The sequence below is a fragment of the Gloeocapsa sp. PCC 7428 genome (assembly GCF_000317555.1).
GTDB lineage: Bacteria > Cyanobacteriota > Cyanobacteriia > Cyanobacteriales > Chroococcidiopsidaceae > Chroogloeocystis.
The window spans coordinates 977,150-995,134 of sequence record NC_019745.1 but is presented as its reverse complement, the minus strand read 5'-3'; the positions used below and the strand labels follow the sequence as shown (position 1 = coordinate 995,134).

The following is a 17,985-nucleotide window of genomic DNA, read 5'->3' as shown; positions in this document are numbered from 1 at the left end:
GTTATCTTGCAAGATAGTGAGGTGTTTTCCAACTATTGGTGGTGACAAAATTGAGCGATCGCGGTTCCGTAGAATCAGTTGGTGTTGCTACCGATGTTAGCTTATTCCTCAGTTTGTTAGTACAAAAAATCGACCGATTAACAAGTCCATATCACGTAGCGCAAGTGGTTTAATCGAGATTATGTAGGGTGAGCAATGCTCACCTTATTTGTTTAAATGATGAATTTATATTAATTGAATTTTATAAGTGTTAATTAACACAAGCGCTCTTTTATGAAGGTGAATTTCAAGGCGAGTTCACAAACATGGTTTGTTAGGACTGTTTTTTGTAAAACTATATTCAAATAGATTCTTAATAGAATAAATATTAATCATGATATCTAGAAAATCCATACTTTTTATGCCATATATGATAATTAGAAAGTTCCAATTTAATAAAGAGTTAGCTATCTTCGTTTCGGTCGTTGAGGTACAGTTTTGAGATAGTCGTTGGGAGTTCGATGAATGGCTAAGGCAGTTCTTTTCGATTTAGATGGAACGCTACTTGATCGCGATACATCAATTAAACAGTTCGTTGCTGCTCAATATGATAGGCTCATCACTCACTTGAATCACATTTCTAAAGCCAATTACATTAGTAGATTCATCGAATTAGATTGTCACGGTCATGTTTGGAAGGATAAGGTTTATCGAGAGCTAGTTGCAGAATTTGAGATTAGGGAGGTGAGTTGGCAGGCGTTGCTTCAGGATTATGAAACACAGTTTCAGGGTCATTGTGTCCCCTTTCCTTTTCTCGTTGAAATGTTAACTAGATTGAAACAACAAGGTTACTCGTTGGGTATTGTGAGTAATGGTTTGGGAACGTTTCAAACTCGTGCGATTGAAGGATTAGGGATTCAAGACTACTTTGAAGTGATCCTAATTTCTGAAATTGAGCAAGTGAGAAAACCGCAAGCAGAAATTTTTCACAGAGCCGCGAAGAGATTGGGAGTGATAGCTAAGAACAGTGTGTTTATTGGAGATCATCCTGAAGCGGATATAATGGGTGCGAAAAATGTAGAGATGAAGGCAATTTGGAAACGAAGTTTGCACTGGCAAGAGGCAAAAGGGGCAGATGCAATCATTGATGAACTTGACGAAATTCCTTCTATTCTTCAGCAATTTGAGAGTAGTTGCTAGACAACTAACAAAGCCTATGCACCTGACGGTTGAAGAGGGAGCGGTTAATTCCGATAGGCTGTGACAAAATTGAGCGATCGCAGTAGGACAAATCAGTTGTTAATCAAACTGATATACAGACAAAGTAGGAGCAGCGTGATTTGACTGCTCCCTAAAAGCAAGAAAGTTACTCAATGATTCAGTACAGAAAATGTTTTCTTGCTGTCTTTTTGTCCTCAGTAATGTGTGATGCCATGTCAGGCTAATGACAACTCAGAAGCTGCAATCATTTCAACTAGCGCTGACTAATTGTGCTTGCTGATAGTCGTGCTGGAGTTTACTATACATTTCCTCGCGGCGGTCGTACAAGCGCTTCAACGGACGCGGCTGACATTGATTCATCACGTAGGCGGTGATGATAGGTAATGCGATCGTACTGTCGGTATAGCAAACGAGCGTACTTGGTAACTCTTCAGGGTCAACTTTACCCCAGCTAACGGCTTCACTCGGAGTTGCGCCGGAAAGTCCACCAGTATCGGGGCGCGCATCGGTAACTTGGATAAAATAGTCGTGTCCGCGTTCTTCTAATCCTAAGACTTCATGAAGTTGCGGTTGCGTTTGCAACAGGAAGTTTTTCGGGCTACCACCACCAATAATCACAGCAGCGCTTTTCCCTTCAACATCAGAAATACCAGATTCGCGCGCGCAGTAGGCGATCGCCGCAGTTTCATTGACATCGATTGATGGATCGATCGTCATTTTAGAGCCTGATAAAGACAATGCTGCGACGTTCATACCAATCGAACTATCGCCAGGAGAAGATGTATAGATCGGAACGCCACATTCGTAAGCTGTTGCTAATAAACAGGAATGCTGCACGCCAACTTGTTTTTCGATTTCTCGGACGTATTTCCCTAGCAAGTTGTGGAACTCAGCGGTTCCCATACGTTTTTGAAACGGTTCGGCTTGGAGAATTTTGCGGATGAAAGCGTCGGTTTCGAGCAGGACATCATAATCAAAAATAATGTCATAGATGCGGATTGTACCTTGCTCGCGGAGTTTGACATCATCTAAAAAGGGACTGCTGCTATATAGCTTCATTCCCAAGCCGTAATGCAGATCGTGGTAGAGATTAGCGCCTGTACTAATAATCCAGTCAATAAAACCATGACGAATGAGTGGTGCAAGTGCTGAAACGCCAAAACCTGCGGGAGTCATTGCGCCTGATATACTCATGCCTACTGTGACACCTTCGCGCAAGACTTCGCGGCTAAGTAGTTGACAAATTTCGCGTAGTCGTGCTGAATTGTATGCGGTGAAGTAGTTATCAATTAATTCCACGACACCGATATCCGATGCTATTGGTACTGGTGCAATTTTTTTGCTAGGTATTGCCATGAATTCACTCCTATTGATGGATCGCCCCGATCTAATGTAGCTAGGTTTTGGCAATTTGTTGGAGGGCGCTTAGGTAGCGATCGCCTGCATCTTGACTAAAGCAAACTAAAATCACTTGTTCAAGAGTATAATTCTCGTTGAGAAATTGCTGAATCTCACTCACTGCGATTCGGGAAGCGCGATCTACAGGAAATCTATAAACACCCGTGCTAATTGCGGGAAACGCAATTGTTTGAATTTGATGTTCTAAAGTGAGTGCCAAGCTATTACGGTAACATCGCGCAAGTAGTTCATCTTCGCCTTGGCGTCCGCCCCGCCACACGGGACCTACAGTATGAATAACCCATTTTGCTGGAAGATTGTAGCCTTTGGTAATTTTTGCTTCTCCTGTTGCACAGCCTTGGAGTTGACGACATTCTTTGAGTAATTCAGGTCCTGCTGCGCGGTGAATTGCCCCGTCTACACCACCGCCACCTAACAGCGAGTTATTGGCAGCGTTGACAATCGCATCAACATTTTGTTGCGTAATATCTCCGATAATCACGTTGATTCGTTGATTCATATCAATTTTTCTTACTATTATAAAAATGTTTAATCGTACTATTTACACTCATAAAAAATGAACTTTAGCACTCTTTTGTTATTGTGAGATTGATATTTAAAAATATAGTAAAATCTGTTTAGTGAATTAAAAAGATACACATTTAATATAAATTGTTTTCCTAGTTATAATAAAAAGTAAAATTAAATATAAATAATGATAGTTTGCGTTATCGAAGTTCAGTAGTTATGATATATTTATTATTAATGAAAGTAATAATAAGTTATAAATGCAATTATTTAACCAATGACAGCAAACACTCCCACAAACTTAAATCCAGATATAGAAGCTGAACGCTTGAATCAAGAAGCAACGGCTTCATCATTAACAGAAGAACAGTATCAGCGCAAAATGCAGCGGCGTAAAGAAGTACAACAAAAGCGTGTCGCGCAAGCATCACAAGAGAAAGGCTTAATTATTGTTAACACTGGTAATGGTAAGGGAAAAACGACAGCAGCGCTTGGAATGGTGTTGCGATCGCTTGGTCATGGATATAAAGTAGCCGTTATTCAGTTTATCAAAGGCGCTTGGGAACCCGCTGAAAAAGCAGTTCTCAGTCATTGGAAAGATCAATTAACGTTTCACGCAATGGGTGAAGGCTTTACCTGGGAAACGCAAAACCGCGATCGCGATATCCAAAAAGCCAATGAAGCTTGGGAAACGGCGTTAAACTACATTCGTAATCCTGACTTTAGATTAGTACTGTTAGATGAAGTCAATGTCGCCATCAAATTAGGTTTTTTAAACGTTGATAAAGTTTTAGCTGGGATAGCGCAAAAGCCGAGTGATTCACACGTTATTTTGACAGGAAGAGGCGCACCCGCAGCTTTAATTGAATGTGCAGACTTAGTAACAGAAATGACTTTAGTCAAGCATCCGTTTCGCGAACAAGGTGTAAAAGCACAACCAGGAATTGAGTTTTAATATTAGCTTTGTTTTAGTAATACTTTAATTTGGATGGTGATTTTTACAAGCTTGTAATATTTGGCGATCGCTGTCACTAACTTCAGGAAGTTGGTAGTATTCTTGCAAAGCGACAGCATACGGGTAGGCGATCGCGTTTGCTTCTTCCCCTATTTGCGGTTTATTTCCTGCGGCGGCGATTTGTTGTGGGCTTTGCGGTGTTACTGATTCTTCTTCGACGCTGGGCGCATTCGCAACCATCAGCGCTAGTTCACCCGAATCGATATTACCAGCGAAGCAACTAAATTCTGAGTAAGGTAAATAAAATGCCCCTGTCACCTTACCTTGGTGTAATTCAAACACCATATATTCTTGCCCTAGTTGTTGTGGCTGCGGTGCTCTACCATATAAATACACACCGTCTTTTTGTGGTAATTTTCCGCGTAAAGCTTGAAAAGTATCTTTGTCTAATACTTTAGTAAGAGAATGATTCGGCGATGGAGTGGCGATCGCTAAGTATGTTCCTGATGTTACCTCACTCGTAATCATGCCCATTCCCAAGAGTAAGCTAGCCAGTGGAACTTGCAGCGATAAACGACATAATGATAATAACTTATGAACTTTCATTTATAAAGTAGGGGCATTATTCAGCGTTACTTAAAGCATAGCTAATTAGTTATATCTAATTGTTCCTTCAAAAGTTGGACTTTATCTTCAACAGAACTTAAACACTAAATCAAGAGAATCTTCTTTTAGGTAAATAGACAAAACTAGAACAATAAGGGAATAGTTATTTCTACAAAGGCAATTAAGCAGTTTCCAGAAATGTTATGTCATAGTCAAGAGATGGTCTAGCAGCAATTGATAATAGCTGCCAATATACAACAAATGACACAAAGCACTAAAGCTAGTAGTGATACTGCACCATTATTTTGCCATTAAAGTATACGCACCCTTGGCATTTGGTAGAGGATCTTGCGAATAGATCGCGTCTAATCCAAAAAGACTAAGAATCTCCATTGCCCTTTGCAGTTGTTCACTGGTAATATGTTTTTTCCAGCTGTCTACTACATTCCCTGTAGTAATAATCGCACTTTCTTTTCTACTTGTAGCCGAAGGTTTGTTAAGAGTTGCAAAGACCGTATCGTCAAATTTTTTGCCTAAAAATTTAAATAAGCTTTCAATTTCTGCTTTAGGATCTTTACAAAAATTTTCGTAGAATGCTAGATGAATTTCTCCTGGCGCAAACTGTCGCAAAGGAACATAATTTTCTAAGCACCATAGAAAAATCTGCTTTTCAAAATCAGTTTTAGCTGCTTCAATTTCGTGTCTAAACGGCTGTAAAAAGTCTTCGACTAATTCAGGTTGTGCTAATAATTCGTCGAGATGATCGCCCCATCCTAAGTGAAGTTTTGAGTTAACGACAGCACAGGGATGTCGAAATAATAGAGTAATCGGAACTTCAGGAAAGTGCTGATTTAGCCATTTTAATAAGAAGTTTGCCCGAATATCCTTAACCATCCGTTTATGACAGAATCTTTTTTGATTAAATTGATCTGTCCATCTATTTCTGATTTTGCCGGATAAGATATCTTTTGTTGGTTGAATAAATTCTTGTTGTTTATTATCTGGTCTTAAGTATTGTCGGTATCTAAAATGCTCAACCTTACTAACTTTGTAAGGGTGGAAAGGTTCAAAAATATCTCGATAATTATTATTGTAGTTAATTATAGAAGAAACCCAAGTTGTTCCACTTCTTCCAGTTCCTGCTAGAAGAATTGCCTGTTTATAATCTGAATTTAACTCTAAAAAAAAATTTGACCAACGCGTATTTTTTATCATTCTTATGATTATATGTTTTATATATTCTTAGTTAACTGAGAATAGAGTTCTATGTAACGCTTAGCTTGTAGTTCTAGAGGATATTCTTGAAGTGCGATCGCCCGACAATTGTGGCGCATCTGTTCCCGCAAATTTTGCGCTTCTAAAAGATATATAATACCCTTGGATAGATCTTGAGCATTTTCGGGTTCAGCTAAGTAACCTGTAACCTCAGGGCGCACGAGATCGGGAACACCACCAATTTTGCAGGAAACTATCGGCGTACCACAAGCGATACTCTCTTGTAAGGTTAATGGTAAATTATCTGCGCGCGTAGGAAAAACAAATAAATCAGCAGCTGAATAAGCAGCTACTTTTGATTCGTCAGTGGTAAGATAGCCCAGGTCAATTGTTGGCATTCCTACAGTTTGAGCAATTGCAGCACCACTACTACCAAAGATGAGCAATACGGTTTCAGCTTTTAAGCTACTCGGTAAATTTTGCAATGCTTGCGCTAATAAATCTCCTCCCTTGCGACGTTCAGTTACGCTATCCGCAGCGAACATCAGTACTTTTTTACCTTTTGGTATTCCTAAGTGTGCTTTACACTGTTCGGGATCGCGGGGTTGATAGGTTTGGGTATCGATACCATAGGGGATATGATGAATCGGAAAGCGACTGAGGATACTTTGCTTGGCTTGTTCGTACAGCCATCGACTCGGCGCAACTATATTTAAATTCGACTGACGATAAACCCAGTTTTTCAGTTTCCACTCTATGTGAGTATTATCTTTTTCAATTTTTGGATAAACCTGGGGATAAGGACATTTTCCGCAACCTGTTTTCCAGCGATCGCAGTCATAGCTGTATGAGCAATGTCCGGTAAAACTCCACATATCATGAAGTGTCAAAACTGCTGGCTTATGCTTTGTTAATCTTGGTATTGCTAAATAATTGAAATATCCTGTATGTAAGTTATGAAGGTTAAGGACATCAGCATCTTGATAAATTTTATATTTAGGAATATTGAATGTACTTAAAAAGTGAATATAATTTAAGCCTAAAGGTTTAGATATACGACGATGTAGTTGGTTTTCTATATAGTTTTTTTCGGGGGTAACAGTTACGCGCTCAGTTGTTTGTGCTTTTTTAACTAAAAGGCGAGAATCTATTCCTTGAGCTAGCAAACCTTGATGCAATCTATAACCGGCAATTGCTGCTCCTCCACTTATATCAGATTGATTTATATGTAGTACATTCATTGGCTGTTAAGGGAGAATAGAAGACTCATGCTGCTTTAACGCTTGTTGGAAAAATAATTCATAGCTTTTAACACAGTTTTCAATATTAAACTTATCAAAAGCTTGTTTCGCAATTTGAGAGTGTTCTTCACGGAGCGATCGATTATTAATGTATGCCAGCATAGCATCAGCGAGAGAAGAGACATCGGCTTTACCCGCTTGGCGATTAATGATAAAGCCTGCTGTTTGATCGTTGTGCTTGATCATTTCAGGGATTCCTCCCATATCAGTGGCGATCGCTGGTTTCCCAAAAGACAAATATTCAATGATCGAGTAGGGAAGGCTTTCACCGTCAAAATAAGTGGGTAACACCCCAACATCAAAACACTCGATCCAATAATTAGGATCAGCAGAGTAGCCGACAAAGTGTACTTTAGCAGCTTTGTTAGCGAGTGATGCTTTTAAATTTTGCAGATACTCGCTGTCACCGACAAGAATTAAGTGTACTTCTTGCTGAGTTGAATACATTACTTGTTCAAATGCTTGAATTAACTCGAACCAGCCTTTTTCAGGAATTCCTCTAGCCACCATACCAAAGACAAGCGCCTCTTTTGGTATCTTTAGTTTCTCTCGTCCAGAAACAGGATATTGAACCGCCTGAGGTTCTGCAACACCGTTATAGATTTTTTTTATAGGCAAGTGATTTGATACATACTGCGAAATTGCTGTAGCATTATCTTCAGACAAAACAACGATTCCGTTAATTCGATTAAAAATTTTATCAGTGCTACTGCGATCGCTCAGTTGTTGTTCTATAACATATTTATAATCGCCATGATCGGTAACAATAATAGGGATAGATGCTGTTTCTAAAGTTTCTACAACGAAGTTATCGGCGTGATAGAGATGACTATTCACTAAGTCAATATTGAGTTTTTTGAGAATATAATTGAAGTGTAATTTCCGTAAATCCTCCCGAAATTTTATTTTTCTACCGATTTTTGCTGTCCAGCGCTCTACTTTTGATAAAGCTCGATTAAGTAACGTGCGCGATGAAGGAGGAAAGAATGAAATAACTTTAACAGTATCAGGAAATCTATCGATTAAAGAATTATCTGTAATTGGGAAGAAATTACAGTTATAAACATAGACAGCGTGATCTTTAGCTAGACCACTTGCTAATCGAATCACAAAGGTTTGCGCACCTCCGGTCATTAAATGTGAAATAGTAAAGAGGATTTTCATACATTACTCGGTCAAAAGGCAGGAAAGATAGACTGACGTATTGAGCTTAATTAAGCTAATTGAGTAGACATGGGTGTATTTTGTAATGTTACAGGATGCCTTTGACGCATGAGATATGCAGGCCAACGAAAACTGAGGTATTCTCGCGCTAGGCGTCGTATATAGCGAGTGCGTCGTACTTTAAAATAAACTAAACCTTCCCAGTACTCTAGATCGTTAACTAAATTCTTCTCCCGACAAATCGACCAAACTCTGACAGCTTCAGAGGTAGACTTTACATAAGTTGACCATTGCGTTGCCAGCCAAAAATAAAGTCCGGCGACAAGATAGCGGCGGTACGAATTGAGCAATTGTGCTTTGGAAAGCATCGCATAAACATCCGCGATCAGTTGTTCGTTAGAAAGCAGATATTCCGCCGTGATTCCTTTTTTACCAATGGAATCTCGCTCTTTTACAGGCATTCGCCAAAAACAATCGAGTTGAGCAAATCGTTTGTACTTTAATCCTTTAACTAATGCGCGTAGATGAAATTCCCAGTCTTGCCAAATGATCAGGCTTTCGTCCCACGATCCTAAGCGTTGTAATGCTTCTTTTTTCCAAATGGGACTCGTTGTTTGCCAAGGAACATCTAAAGATAAAAAACGATCGAGGTCATTTTCTTGGTCTTGGGTTTCTCGATTCCACAACAAGGCGCGATCTCCTGGGCGATCGCAAAACACCTGACAAGCAAATACCCCAAAGTCTAAATCGGGGTGATTATCCATAATGGCAACGCGTTTTTCTAAGCAGTGTGGCGCTAAGCAATCATCCGAATCTAGAAAGATGATATAGTCGCCTGTCGCGTGAGAAACTCCTACATTACGCGAGGCGGGCGCACCTGCATTACCTTGAGTGCGTCTGATAAAGCGGATACGCGGTTCTTGCTTTGATAGTGCCAACATTTGCGCTGCGGTTTCGTCGGTTGAACCATCGTCAACGACTAGCGTTTCCCAGTTGGCATAAGTTTGTCTGCGGATTGATTCAATTGTTTCTAATAAAAGTAAGTAGCGGTTCTTGGTAGGAATAACAATCGAAACCTGCGACGAACTTTGATTTTGTCCTATTTGATTGTTCCCATGAAGACTCATGTGATTAACTGCTGTAGTCGTGAATAGAAGTTGGAGTCTAAATAGTACTGTCGTTGCGAAATGTCTTTTAAAGTGCGCTGCACTTATCCTGCTTGGCTGTATTCATGCTGCATTTGGTGGTACTTCCAAAGTTCGCCACGTTTGTCGAGTAATTCCTGATATCCTCCTTGTTCAACGATCCGACCTTGTTCTAAAACAACAACTTTGTCTGCACGAACAATTGTCGATAAACGGTGCGCGATCGCAATCACGGTTCTCCCAACAGCTAGCTTTTCGAGTGATTGTTGAATCAATCGTTCCGATACCGAGTCTAAGGCACTTGTTGCTTCATCCAGAATTAAAATTTCTGGGTTGCGCAGCAGGGCCCGCGCGATCGCAATTCGCTGGCGTTGACCTCCTGATAAACGAACGCCGCGATCGCCTAACTGTGTTTCAAATCCTTGTGGCAACTCCTGAATAAACTCCAACGCATTAGCAAGCTTTGCTGCTTCAACAACGGCTGCATCGTCTACACCTTCTAAGGCATACGCAATATTCTCACGTACTGATGTGTTGAAGATATAAGTGTCTTGACTGACAACAGCTAATTTATTGCGGATAGTGTAAACATTGAATTCTCGCAAATCAACGCCATCGATTAACACTTGACCATGCGTAGGATCGTAAAATCGAGGAATCAAATCGGCTAAAGTACTTTTACCTGCGCCGGATGCTCCAACGAGCGCTGTCATCTTGCCTTTTTCAATTGTCAAATTAATATTATGTAAGACAATTTCATCGGCATCGTAACCAAAATCTACTCCAACAAACTCAACTGCGCGCTTCAACCCCACAAATTTTTTGTTGCCATTATGAAAGAATGGCTTATCTTCAGTTTGCAGTAATTCTCTGATATTATTGAACGATCCTTGACAATTGCTTAGCTGTACTCTGGCACCATCAATTTGTCGGCGCAGTGGCATAATTCGCAATAATACAAACAGAAAAGTTAATAGCGAGGATACTTGCAGTTGACCGCTAGGAATTAAGACTGAAAATGCTAATAGCAGCATCCCAACCAAAATTGCTGTTGCAACACCTTCAGAAAGTGGCTCAATGACTGATGAAACTGATACAGCTTTAGTCGTAGCTTTGAGAAAGTTAGAATTAGCTTCATCAAATCTTTTTCTTTCAAAGTTGTACGCCGCAAAAGCTTGCACTGTACGAATGCCATGAATGTATTCGAGCGAAATCGAAGTATACTGCCTTGCGGCTCTTGTTCTTTCAAAACTTGCCTCGCGTACGCGCCCCAAAAGTGCTGTCATGCCTACGGATACTAAACTAAAGAGCAGAACAGTAACAATTGTCAGTTGCCAAGACAGCAAGAGCATCGAAATAATGTAGACGAATAATATCGTAAATTTTGTCAGGATTACCGATACGAAATTAAATGCCTGCATTAGCTGCATGATCTCAGTCGTAATGCTGTGTACCAAACCACCAGACCTTGTTTTGGCAAAGTACCGTAAGCTTAATGATTGAAATAATTCAAATACTCGCTTGCGCAGGAAATAAACTAACTTAAATTGGGCAATTTGCGTGTAGAGGCGACCCAAATAAGTAAAGAGCGATCGCAAAAGAGTTGTCAATAAAATTAAGCCACATACTCGATAGACACGCTCAGAAGCAGGCACATTAACACCCAAAAACCATATATCAAACCACTCGATTCCGGTGCGAATTGGTTGAGCGTTTGGATTCGTTAGATTTTGCAAAAACGACAGAATAAATCCTACTCCAATGCCTTCAAATAGTGCAGCAACTATAGTAAAGACGATCGCTAAGACTGCAATACTCCGAAAATTGCGGAATTCTCTAATTAAAAAGTAGTTCTCTTGCCAAAATTTTGTAGCACTTAACAAATTGCGGAATGGTTGCGAAATTCTGGAGTTCATTACTTATAGATTTGCAGTAGGAGTAAATTTATAGCCGATGCTGATATCAGCAAAAGTTGAATAGAAATGAGCACTACAATAACATTTTTTTATTGAGCTTATCTTTTCTGTTATAAGTAGTGCTACCTAAAAAATCAAATAGATACTTTAGCTGGCATTGTGAAGCTTTAGTTGGAGGGTTGGACATAACTACTTGTGAAAACACTCCGTGTGCCGCTATTGTTAACAATTTTTTAATTACAGACAATATATCACCGTTTAATACACGGTGCAACGTATTATAATATACAAATAATTACATCAAAGTATTTTTGCTGCTACCAATCGCGGCTTGGTTGACGAAGTTGGTACTACATCCTCCGCTATTCAAAAATTGAGGAAAGCGATTTTTAAGTATCTCAGCGATCGCTCTTGCGTAAGATGACACAAAAAAGCAAAGTAAGTACATAGTCTGAAAAACTCAACCAACCTAGGGATTGCATAGTTAAAATAGCTGGACTGCATAGGTCTTCGCCGAAAGCTGTGTGACAGTTTCTTGTATGACAATAAGTCAAAGTAGAATATTTTTGAAAAAATACTGCGAGTTAATGATAATGCTGTCAACCGCTGAGTTGTTTTTTAAATGCATCACAAGTTAATTTTAACCAAAGGATCTTAACGCAGATGGCATCCATGCTTATTAATTGTAAGTACAAATTTAGCAAACGATGATTTCTGATAGTTTATTAACTAAGTTCAAACTCAGAAAGTTGTAGCGGCGACAAAAAAGGGCTTTGTGTCGAAGCAGGACTTAGAAAACACTGTACCAACCTACAATTTAGAGATAAAACAGGGTTTCTCTGTTCCCGAAAACATGATATGCAGCTTATTGTGGTTCAGGGATTGTGTAATGGCTAAAGTTCGTCTAGAGGATATTAAACGCAAGTTCAACAACGTCACTGCAATCGAGGATATTACGTTTGAAGTTCCTGACGGAGAATTTTGGGTACTTGTCGGACCCTCAGGATGTGGTAAGTCTACAATTTTAAGGACGATCGCTGGACTAGAAACAGCAACAAGCGGGAACTTATACATTGGGGATGTGCTTGTCAACACTATTCCTGCGCGTCAACGCGATGTCGCGATGGTATTTCAAAATTACGCACTGTACCCGCATATGACAGTCGCAGAAAATATGGCTTTTGGGTTGCAAATGCGCAAAGTGGATGCAAAAATAATTCGCCAAAGGGTAGAAACCGTCGCGCGATCGCTGTCCCTCGAACATCTTTTAGAACGAAAACCCAAGCAATTATCTGGAGGACAACAACAACGCGTCGCACTAGGACGCGCGATCGCCCGCGAAGCGCAAGTATTTTTATTCGATGAACCTTTGTCTAATTTAGATGCGCAGCTACGCGACGATACTCGTGCAGAATTAAAACAGTTGCATCAAAATTTGGGCATCACGACAGTTTATGTCACGCACGATCAAGTTGAAGCAATGACTTTAGCGGATCGCATTGTCGTCCTCAACCAAGGTAGAATTCAACAAATCGGAGAACCGCAAAGCGTTTACGCTCAACCTGCAAATCGCATGGTTGCAACTTTCTTGGGCAATCCGCCGATGAATATTTTACCTGCAAAGTATAAAAATGGAAACTTTGTAGTTGAAAATCAAATTATTCCTTGTTCAATGCACGTTCGCAATGCCTTACGCTTAGTTGAGGGACAAGCAGTAGATTTAGGAATTCGTCCAGAAGATTTATTTATTAACGAACCACAAAAAAACCAAGAGGTGATTGCTTTAACAGTTGAAGTTAAGGTAGTAGAACCGTTGGGGCGAGAAACTTTAATTCGTGCGAGTCTACTAGGTTCGAGCGTGCAAGTCAATATTCAACAGGCGGGCGCAATCCGTTTACGCTTAGGCGATCGCTTATCACTAGGGCTTGATGTGAACCAGCTATTTATCTTTGACTCAAATACAGGCGATCGCTTATATCCGTGTTAGTTAACTTCCAATAACTTTTCCATACGGATGAGGTATTCATCCTCTGCTATGGGCTTGTAACCTAGTCTTTGATATAGTCGTTGGGCAGGATTTTCTTTAAATACACTCAACTGGATGCGCTGTAGGTTCTTTGTCCTCGCGATGTTCTCTATGTGTTGTAGCAATGTTGTACCATATCCCTGACCGCGAAATGATACTACAAGCTGAATAGTATGGATATAGAGATAATCGCTTGCTTCTCGAATTGAAAAAAAGCCAATGAGTTTACAGTTGCCATACACCATCGTGTACATTTCTGGACGCGGTTCTTGTTGGTGAAGTTCTTCATCCCAACCAATGGTACGACTTATTACCAAATAAAAATTTTCTCTAGTTAATGACCGGATGAATGCGCTATGCACTTGGGGATTACAAGGAGTAAAAGTAAGTTGTAAATCCAAGGAGTTTCCAAGCATTGCGATCGCCTCTTACATACTCTAGAACTTACACAAGAACGCGCTGAAACTTTTATCCTTTGCGTCCTTTGTGTCCTCTGTGGTTCGTTTTTTCATACTTTTGCGTAAGTTCTTATTATTCCTCAAACCAGATTTGCTTGTAACTTTTCCTGTAGCTGATTTGGAGCAAAGGCACCGTATTCAGTAATAATTGCGCTAATCAAATCTGCGGGAGTGACATCGAATGCTGGATTGTAAAACTCAACTCCTTCGGGAGTAATTGTCGTGTCACCAATTGCATATATTTCGCTTGCGTCGCGTTCTTCAATTGGAATTTCGCTACCACTTGCTAACGCAAAATCAATCGTTGAACGCGGAGCCGCAATAAAAAACGGGATATTATGCGCTTGAGCAACAATTGCTAAGCTGTAAGTACCAATTTTATTCGCGGTGTCGCCATTCGCCGCAATTCGATCCGCACCGACAACAACAGCATGAATTAATCCGCGTTGCATACAATGTGCTGCCATACTATCGGTAATCAATGTAACGGGAATTCCGTCTTGAACGCATTCCCACGCCGTTAGTTTTGCGCCTTGTAAGCGCGGACGTGTCTCATCAGCATAAACTCGCGCTAATCTCCCTTTAGCCCAAGCACAACGCACGACGCCTAAAGCTGTACCATAGCCTGCTGTTGCTAACGCACCTGCGTTGCAGTGTGTGAGGATATTCAGTTTTTCTGGAGTAGAGGGTAAAACTTCTAAACCGCGATCGCCGATTGCTTGACACGTTTGCAAGTCTTCGGCATTAATTGTTTGTGCGGTTTGCAGCAAAGCTTGTTGAATTTCTGCAACTGAACCTAATGTTTCATACGCTGTTTTTAACATTCGGGCGATCGCCCAAAACAAGTTAACCGCCGTCGGACGTGTTGCGCGTAGCATCACGGCGACTTCTTCTAGCTGATGCAAAAATTCGTCGCGATTTTGAGTCTGGATAGCGCGCGCCCCTAAATACATTCCATAAGCTGCTGCAACCCCAATCGCAGGCGCGCCTCGGACAATCATTGTTTTGATCGCCTGCGCCATATCTTCACAGCGGTGAATTTCGACAAATCCATACTCGTGGGGTAGCCGCGTCTGATCGATCAGTAAAACTGAGTTTTCATACCAAACAACGGGAAAAACTTGAGAGGGGCAAGAGGACATAGTTCGAGGCTCAAAAGTGCGCTAAGCAAGAGAATTGTCTTCAGTTTAATTAAAAGATGGATCTCAGCTTTGATGTGTGTACGGGCGCACAAGTGTACGCCCATAAATTTCCTTTAGCTTACCGACGAAAGTGTTTTGTTAAAAAAGGCTTTTAACACTTCTTGGGCAATTTGGGGACTGGTTAAACCCAATTCTGCCTTAGACTGATCGGGGGAAGCATGGTCTACTAAGGTATCAGGTATGCCAAATCGCTTGACAGGTACGACAACATCTGCATCAAGCAGCGCTTCCGCTACTGCCGAACCAAAGCCACCCATCAGACAACCTTCTTCCAACGTCACAACACGTCCGATGCGTTGTGCCAATGGTAGGATCAATTCGGTATCAAGTGGCTTAGCAAACCGCGCGTTGACGACTGTTGCTTGAATGCCATGTTCGCTGAGAATTTCAGCTACCTGCATTGCTGGGTACACCATTGAACCAAATCCTAAGAGCAAAACATCGTCGCCATGACGTAGCGTTTCGCCTTTGCCGATTTCTACTGGTTCCCAACCTTCTTCCATCAAAGGAACACCGTAGCCGTTACCGCGAGGATAGCGCATCGCGATCGGACCATTGGTGTAGTTTACACCCGTGACGACCATCCGCTGTAACTCGGCTTCGTCTTTAGGTGCCATCAACACCATGTTAGGTAAGCAACGCAAGTAAGCAATGTCATACATTCCTTGATGCGTCGGACCATCTGCGCCGACAATTCCTGCACGATCCATGCAGAAGAACACAGGTAAGTTTTGGATGCACACATCGTGAACAATCTGGTCGTAGCCGCGTTGCAAGAAAGTTGAGTAGATCGCAACGACGGGGCGCATTCCTTCACAAGCTAAGCCGGCGGCTAAAGTGACGGCGTGTTGTTCCGCAATACCAACATCGATATACTGCTGGGGAAGTTTCGCTTGCAATTTGTCGAGTCCTGTCCCTGTAGCCATTGCGGCTGTAATTCCCACAATTTTAGGATTATTTTCCGCAAGTTTTACCAAAGCATGAGCAAAAACTTTGGAGTATCCAGGGGGTTTCGGTTTACTCGAAGGAATTGCTTTACCTGTTGTCAGGTTAAACGGCGACTGCGCGTGATAGCCTACTTGGTCTTGTTCGGCGATCGCATAACCTTTACCTTTGACAGTCGCGACATGAACAAGTACCGGTCCGCCAATTTTGTGTGCTTGCTTGAAGGTCGTAATCAGTTCTTCTAAGTTATGCCCATCAACAGGACCCATGTATGTAAAGCCTAATTCTTCAAAGACGGCTCCAACTTTGGGTACTGCTAGCCGCTTCATTCCCTCTTTAAACCGTTCGAGTTCGGTTTCTAAGGAATCGCCGACAAAAGGAATTTGTTTTACTTGTTCTTCTAAATTATCGGAAAGAAACTGAACTGGCGGACTTAAACGCATTTTATTCAAATGGCGCGAAATTGCACCTACATTCGGAGAAATTGACATTTCATTGTCGTTTAACACCACAAGTAGGTTGGTTTTTGGCAAGTGTCCTGCATGGTTAATCGCTTCTAATGCCATACCACCAGTCAAGGCACCATCACCAATGACCGCAGCAACTTTGAACTTTTCGCCTTTTAAATCGCGCGCGAGTGCCATGCCCAAAGCAGCCGATATGCTTGTGGAAGCATGACCCGCGCCGAAGTGATCGAAAGGACTTTCACAGCGCTTTAGATAGCCTGCTACACCGTCCTTTTGCCGCAGTGTATGAAATTGGCTATAACGACCAGTAATTAGTTTATGTGGATAGGCTTGATGACCTACATCCCAAATGACTTTATCTTGGTCGAGGTCTAGGGTCTGGTAAAGCGCTAGTGTTAATTCCACCACACCTAATCCAGGTCCAAGGTGTCCGCCACTCGCCGCCACGGTCTGCAAATGCTTATCCCGAATTTGACGGGCGATTTGCTGCAATTGGCGAATCGATAAGCCGTGCAACTGGTTAGGATGGGTGATTTCACTCAGGTGCATATTCGGGGTACTCTCTGGCTTTGATCTTTAATGATTGTCCCATTAAAAATCCTACCCAAACTCACGGGGATCTGGTACGTTTTGCTGTCAGCGATCGGCTAGTCGTCCGCAACAACAAACGCAATGACAATACAAAAGCGAGCAAAGCAATTCATTGTTAAAGTTTCAATTGTTCGGATAATGTTATTGTTCTTGGTCAGTATATTTTTAAGCTTTGTATCATTTTGTGAGATGTACGTAATTACACATAGATAATTTATGCAAATCAGTAAGTTTCCGGTTGGCAGTAGCAGCCATAACTTACCAGATTAAGTTAATCATGAGGTCAATCTTTTGGGAAAAACAATTTATAGCCCAAAGCAATTATTTGCTTTTGCAATTCCTATTTGCAGCTTATTTGTACCGTCGAATCTCGTTTGGGCAGGGGCTACTTTACAAACTCCGCAATCTACGTGTACAGGTTTAGACTGTGGTGGTTCTTCAATTACGGGTAATTACGTATATGAACAACCTTTTACCCAAGGCATCCCATTCAACGTACAATTGTTCAGGGCAGGTAATGAATGTTTAAGAGTGGCGGTAACTTCTCAGAACGTGGATACCGAGCTTGCACTCATTTCGCCTGATAATCAATTTTGGGTCAATGATGACTTCAATGGACTTCGTCCGCGAATTGTCGCGCTCACTTCTATCCGTGGATGGTATACGCTGCAAGTGACTCGATTTGACGGGCGTGGTCCTGGAGGTCAATTCACTTTCAAGTACGGGCGCTATCCATTAAGTAATCCTAACTGCTCGAACCCCACAACTACACTCAACTTTGTAGAACAAAATTCTACTCAAAAATAGTTTTAGTTCGTAACTATAAGTAACAACTCTATAAGTTGAGCAAATGCTCGATTGTTTTCGC

At 41.3% G+C, this 17,985-nt stretch carries 16 protein-coding genes and 1 pseudogene; 5 read left to right on the top strand and 12 right to left on the bottom strand.

Annotated elements, in window-relative coordinates:
* Window positions 1-38: 38 nt before the first annotated feature.
* A pseudogene (locus GLO7428_RS29400) lies at window positions 39-173 on the top strand (hypothetical protein); the annotation flags it as partial.
* Window positions 174-504: 331 nt separating this feature from the next.
* On the top strand, window positions 505-1,179 hold the full coding sequence (locus GLO7428_RS04400) for an HAD family hydrolase (protein WP_015187356.1): 675 nt from the start codon (window positions 505-507) through the stop codon (window positions 1,177-1,179).
* Between the two features lie 270 nt (window positions 1,180-1,449).
* Here the strand turns inward: GLO7428_RS04400 and speY are convergent, their stop codons facing one another.
* Both speY and GLO7428_RS04390 read right to left on the bottom strand, forming a co-directional pair.
* On the bottom strand, window positions 1,450-2,556 hold the full coding sequence (gene speY / locus GLO7428_RS04395) for a deoxyhypusine synthase (protein WP_015187355.1): 1,107 nt from the start codon (window positions 2,554-2,556) through the stop codon (window positions 1,450-1,452).
* 40 nt (window positions 2,557-2,596) lie between these two features.
* A complete protein-coding gene (locus GLO7428_RS04390; protein WP_015187354.1) occupies window positions 2,597-3,118 on the bottom strand; it encodes an O-acetyl-ADP-ribose deacetylase in 522 nt (173 codons plus the stop codon).
* 285 nt (window positions 3,119-3,403) lie between these two features.
* Between GLO7428_RS04390 and cobO the strand changes: the two genes are divergently transcribed.
* Complete coding sequence (cobO, locus tag GLO7428_RS04385; protein ID WP_015187353.1) at window positions 3,404-4,081, top strand: cob(I)yrinic acid a,c-diamide adenosyltransferase; 678 nt, start codon at window positions 3,404-3,406, stop codon at window positions 4,079-4,081.
* A 24-nt stretch (window positions 4,082-4,105) separates the two neighbouring features.
* Here cobO and GLO7428_RS04380 read toward each other — a convergent pair whose 3' ends face one another.
* The 7 genes from GLO7428_RS04380 to GLO7428_RS29395 all read right to left on the bottom strand — a co-directional run bounded on the left by GLO7428_RS04380 (window position 4,106) and on the right by GLO7428_RS29395 (window position 11,855).
* Entirely contained in the window at window positions 4,106-4,687 is a 582-nt protein-coding gene (locus tag GLO7428_RS04380; protein WP_015187352.1) for a hypothetical protein, read from the bottom strand.
* Window positions 4,688-4,987: 300 nt separating this feature from the next.
* Complete coding sequence (locus GLO7428_RS04375; RefSeq protein ID WP_015187351.1) at window positions 4,988-5,902, bottom strand: sulfotransferase domain-containing protein; 915 nt, start codon at window positions 5,900-5,902, stop codon at window positions 4,988-4,990.
* Between the two features lie 17 nt (window positions 5,903-5,919).
* Window positions 5,920-7,143, bottom strand: coding sequence for a glycosyltransferase family 4 protein (locus tag GLO7428_RS04370; RefSeq protein WP_015187350.1), 1,224 nt, complete (start codon window positions 7,141-7,143; stop codon window positions 5,920-5,922).
* Window positions 7,144-7,149: 6 nt separating this feature from the next.
* Window positions 7,150-8,367 (bottom strand): glycosyltransferase family 4 protein, encoded by a 1,218-nt coding sequence (locus tag GLO7428_RS04365; protein WP_015187349.1) that lies wholly within the window; start codon window positions 8,365-8,367, stop codon window positions 7,150-7,152.
* A 50-nt stretch (window positions 8,368-8,417) separates the two neighbouring features.
* The gene (locus GLO7428_RS25880; protein ID WP_015187348.1) at window positions 8,418-9,494 is read right to left on the bottom strand and encodes a glycosyltransferase family 2 protein; all 1,077 of its coding nucleotides are present in this window, start codon (window positions 9,492-9,494) and stop codon (window positions 8,418-8,420) included.
* Window positions 9,495-9,577: 83 nt separating this feature from the next.
* Window positions 9,578-11,428 carry a heterocyst formation ABC transporter subunit HepA gene (gene hepA, locus GLO7428_RS04355; RefSeq protein ID WP_015187347.1) on the bottom strand — a complete coding sequence of 617 codons (1,851 nt, stop codon included), beginning with the start codon at window positions 11,426-11,428 and terminating at the stop codon, window positions 9,578-9,580.
* A gap of 295 nt (window positions 11,429-11,723) precedes the next feature.
* Window positions 11,724-11,855, bottom strand: a complete 132-nt coding sequence (locus GLO7428_RS29395) for a hypothetical protein (protein ID WP_255348365.1) — start codon at window positions 11,853-11,855, stop codon at window positions 11,724-11,726.
* Between the two features lie 462 nt (window positions 11,856-12,317).
* On the opposite strand from GLO7428_RS29395, the gene GLO7428_RS04350 reads away from it, so the two are divergent.
* Window positions 12,318-13,415: an ABC transporter ATP-binding protein gene (locus tag GLO7428_RS04350; RefSeq protein ID WP_015187346.1), complete on the top strand. Its 1,098-nt coding sequence runs from the start codon at window positions 12,318-12,320 to the stop codon at window positions 13,413-13,415.
* On the opposite strand, the gene GLO7428_RS25875 is transcribed toward GLO7428_RS04350, so the two are convergent.
* The 3 genes from GLO7428_RS25875 to dxs form a co-directional block, all read right to left on the bottom strand.
* Window positions 13,412-13,771 (bottom strand): N-acetyltransferase, encoded by a 360-nt coding sequence (locus tag GLO7428_RS25875; RefSeq protein WP_196797456.1) that lies wholly within the window; start codon window positions 13,769-13,771, stop codon window positions 13,412-13,414. The two genes, GLO7428_RS04350 and GLO7428_RS25875, sit on opposite strands and share 4 nt — an antisense overlap.
* Before the next feature lie 221 nt (window positions 13,772-13,992).
* Window positions 13,993-15,054 (bottom strand): S-methyl-5-thioribose-1-phosphate isomerase, encoded by a 1,062-nt coding sequence (gene mtnA / locus GLO7428_RS04340; protein WP_015187344.1) that lies wholly within the window; start codon window positions 15,052-15,054, stop codon window positions 13,993-13,995.
* Window positions 15,055-15,167: 113 nt separating this feature from the next.
* A complete protein-coding gene (gene dxs, locus GLO7428_RS04335) occupies window positions 15,168-17,075 on the bottom strand; it encodes a 1-deoxy-D-xylulose-5-phosphate synthase (protein ID WP_015187343.1) in 1,908 nt (635 codons plus the stop codon).
* Between the two features lie 333 nt (window positions 17,076-17,408).
* Here dxs and GLO7428_RS04330 point away from each other — a divergent pair, with 333 nt between their 5' ends.
* Window positions 17,409-17,924, top strand: coding sequence for a hypothetical protein (locus tag GLO7428_RS04330; RefSeq protein ID WP_015187342.1), 516 nt, complete (start codon window positions 17,409-17,411; stop codon window positions 17,922-17,924).
* Window positions 17,925-17,985: the final 61 nt, after the last annotated feature.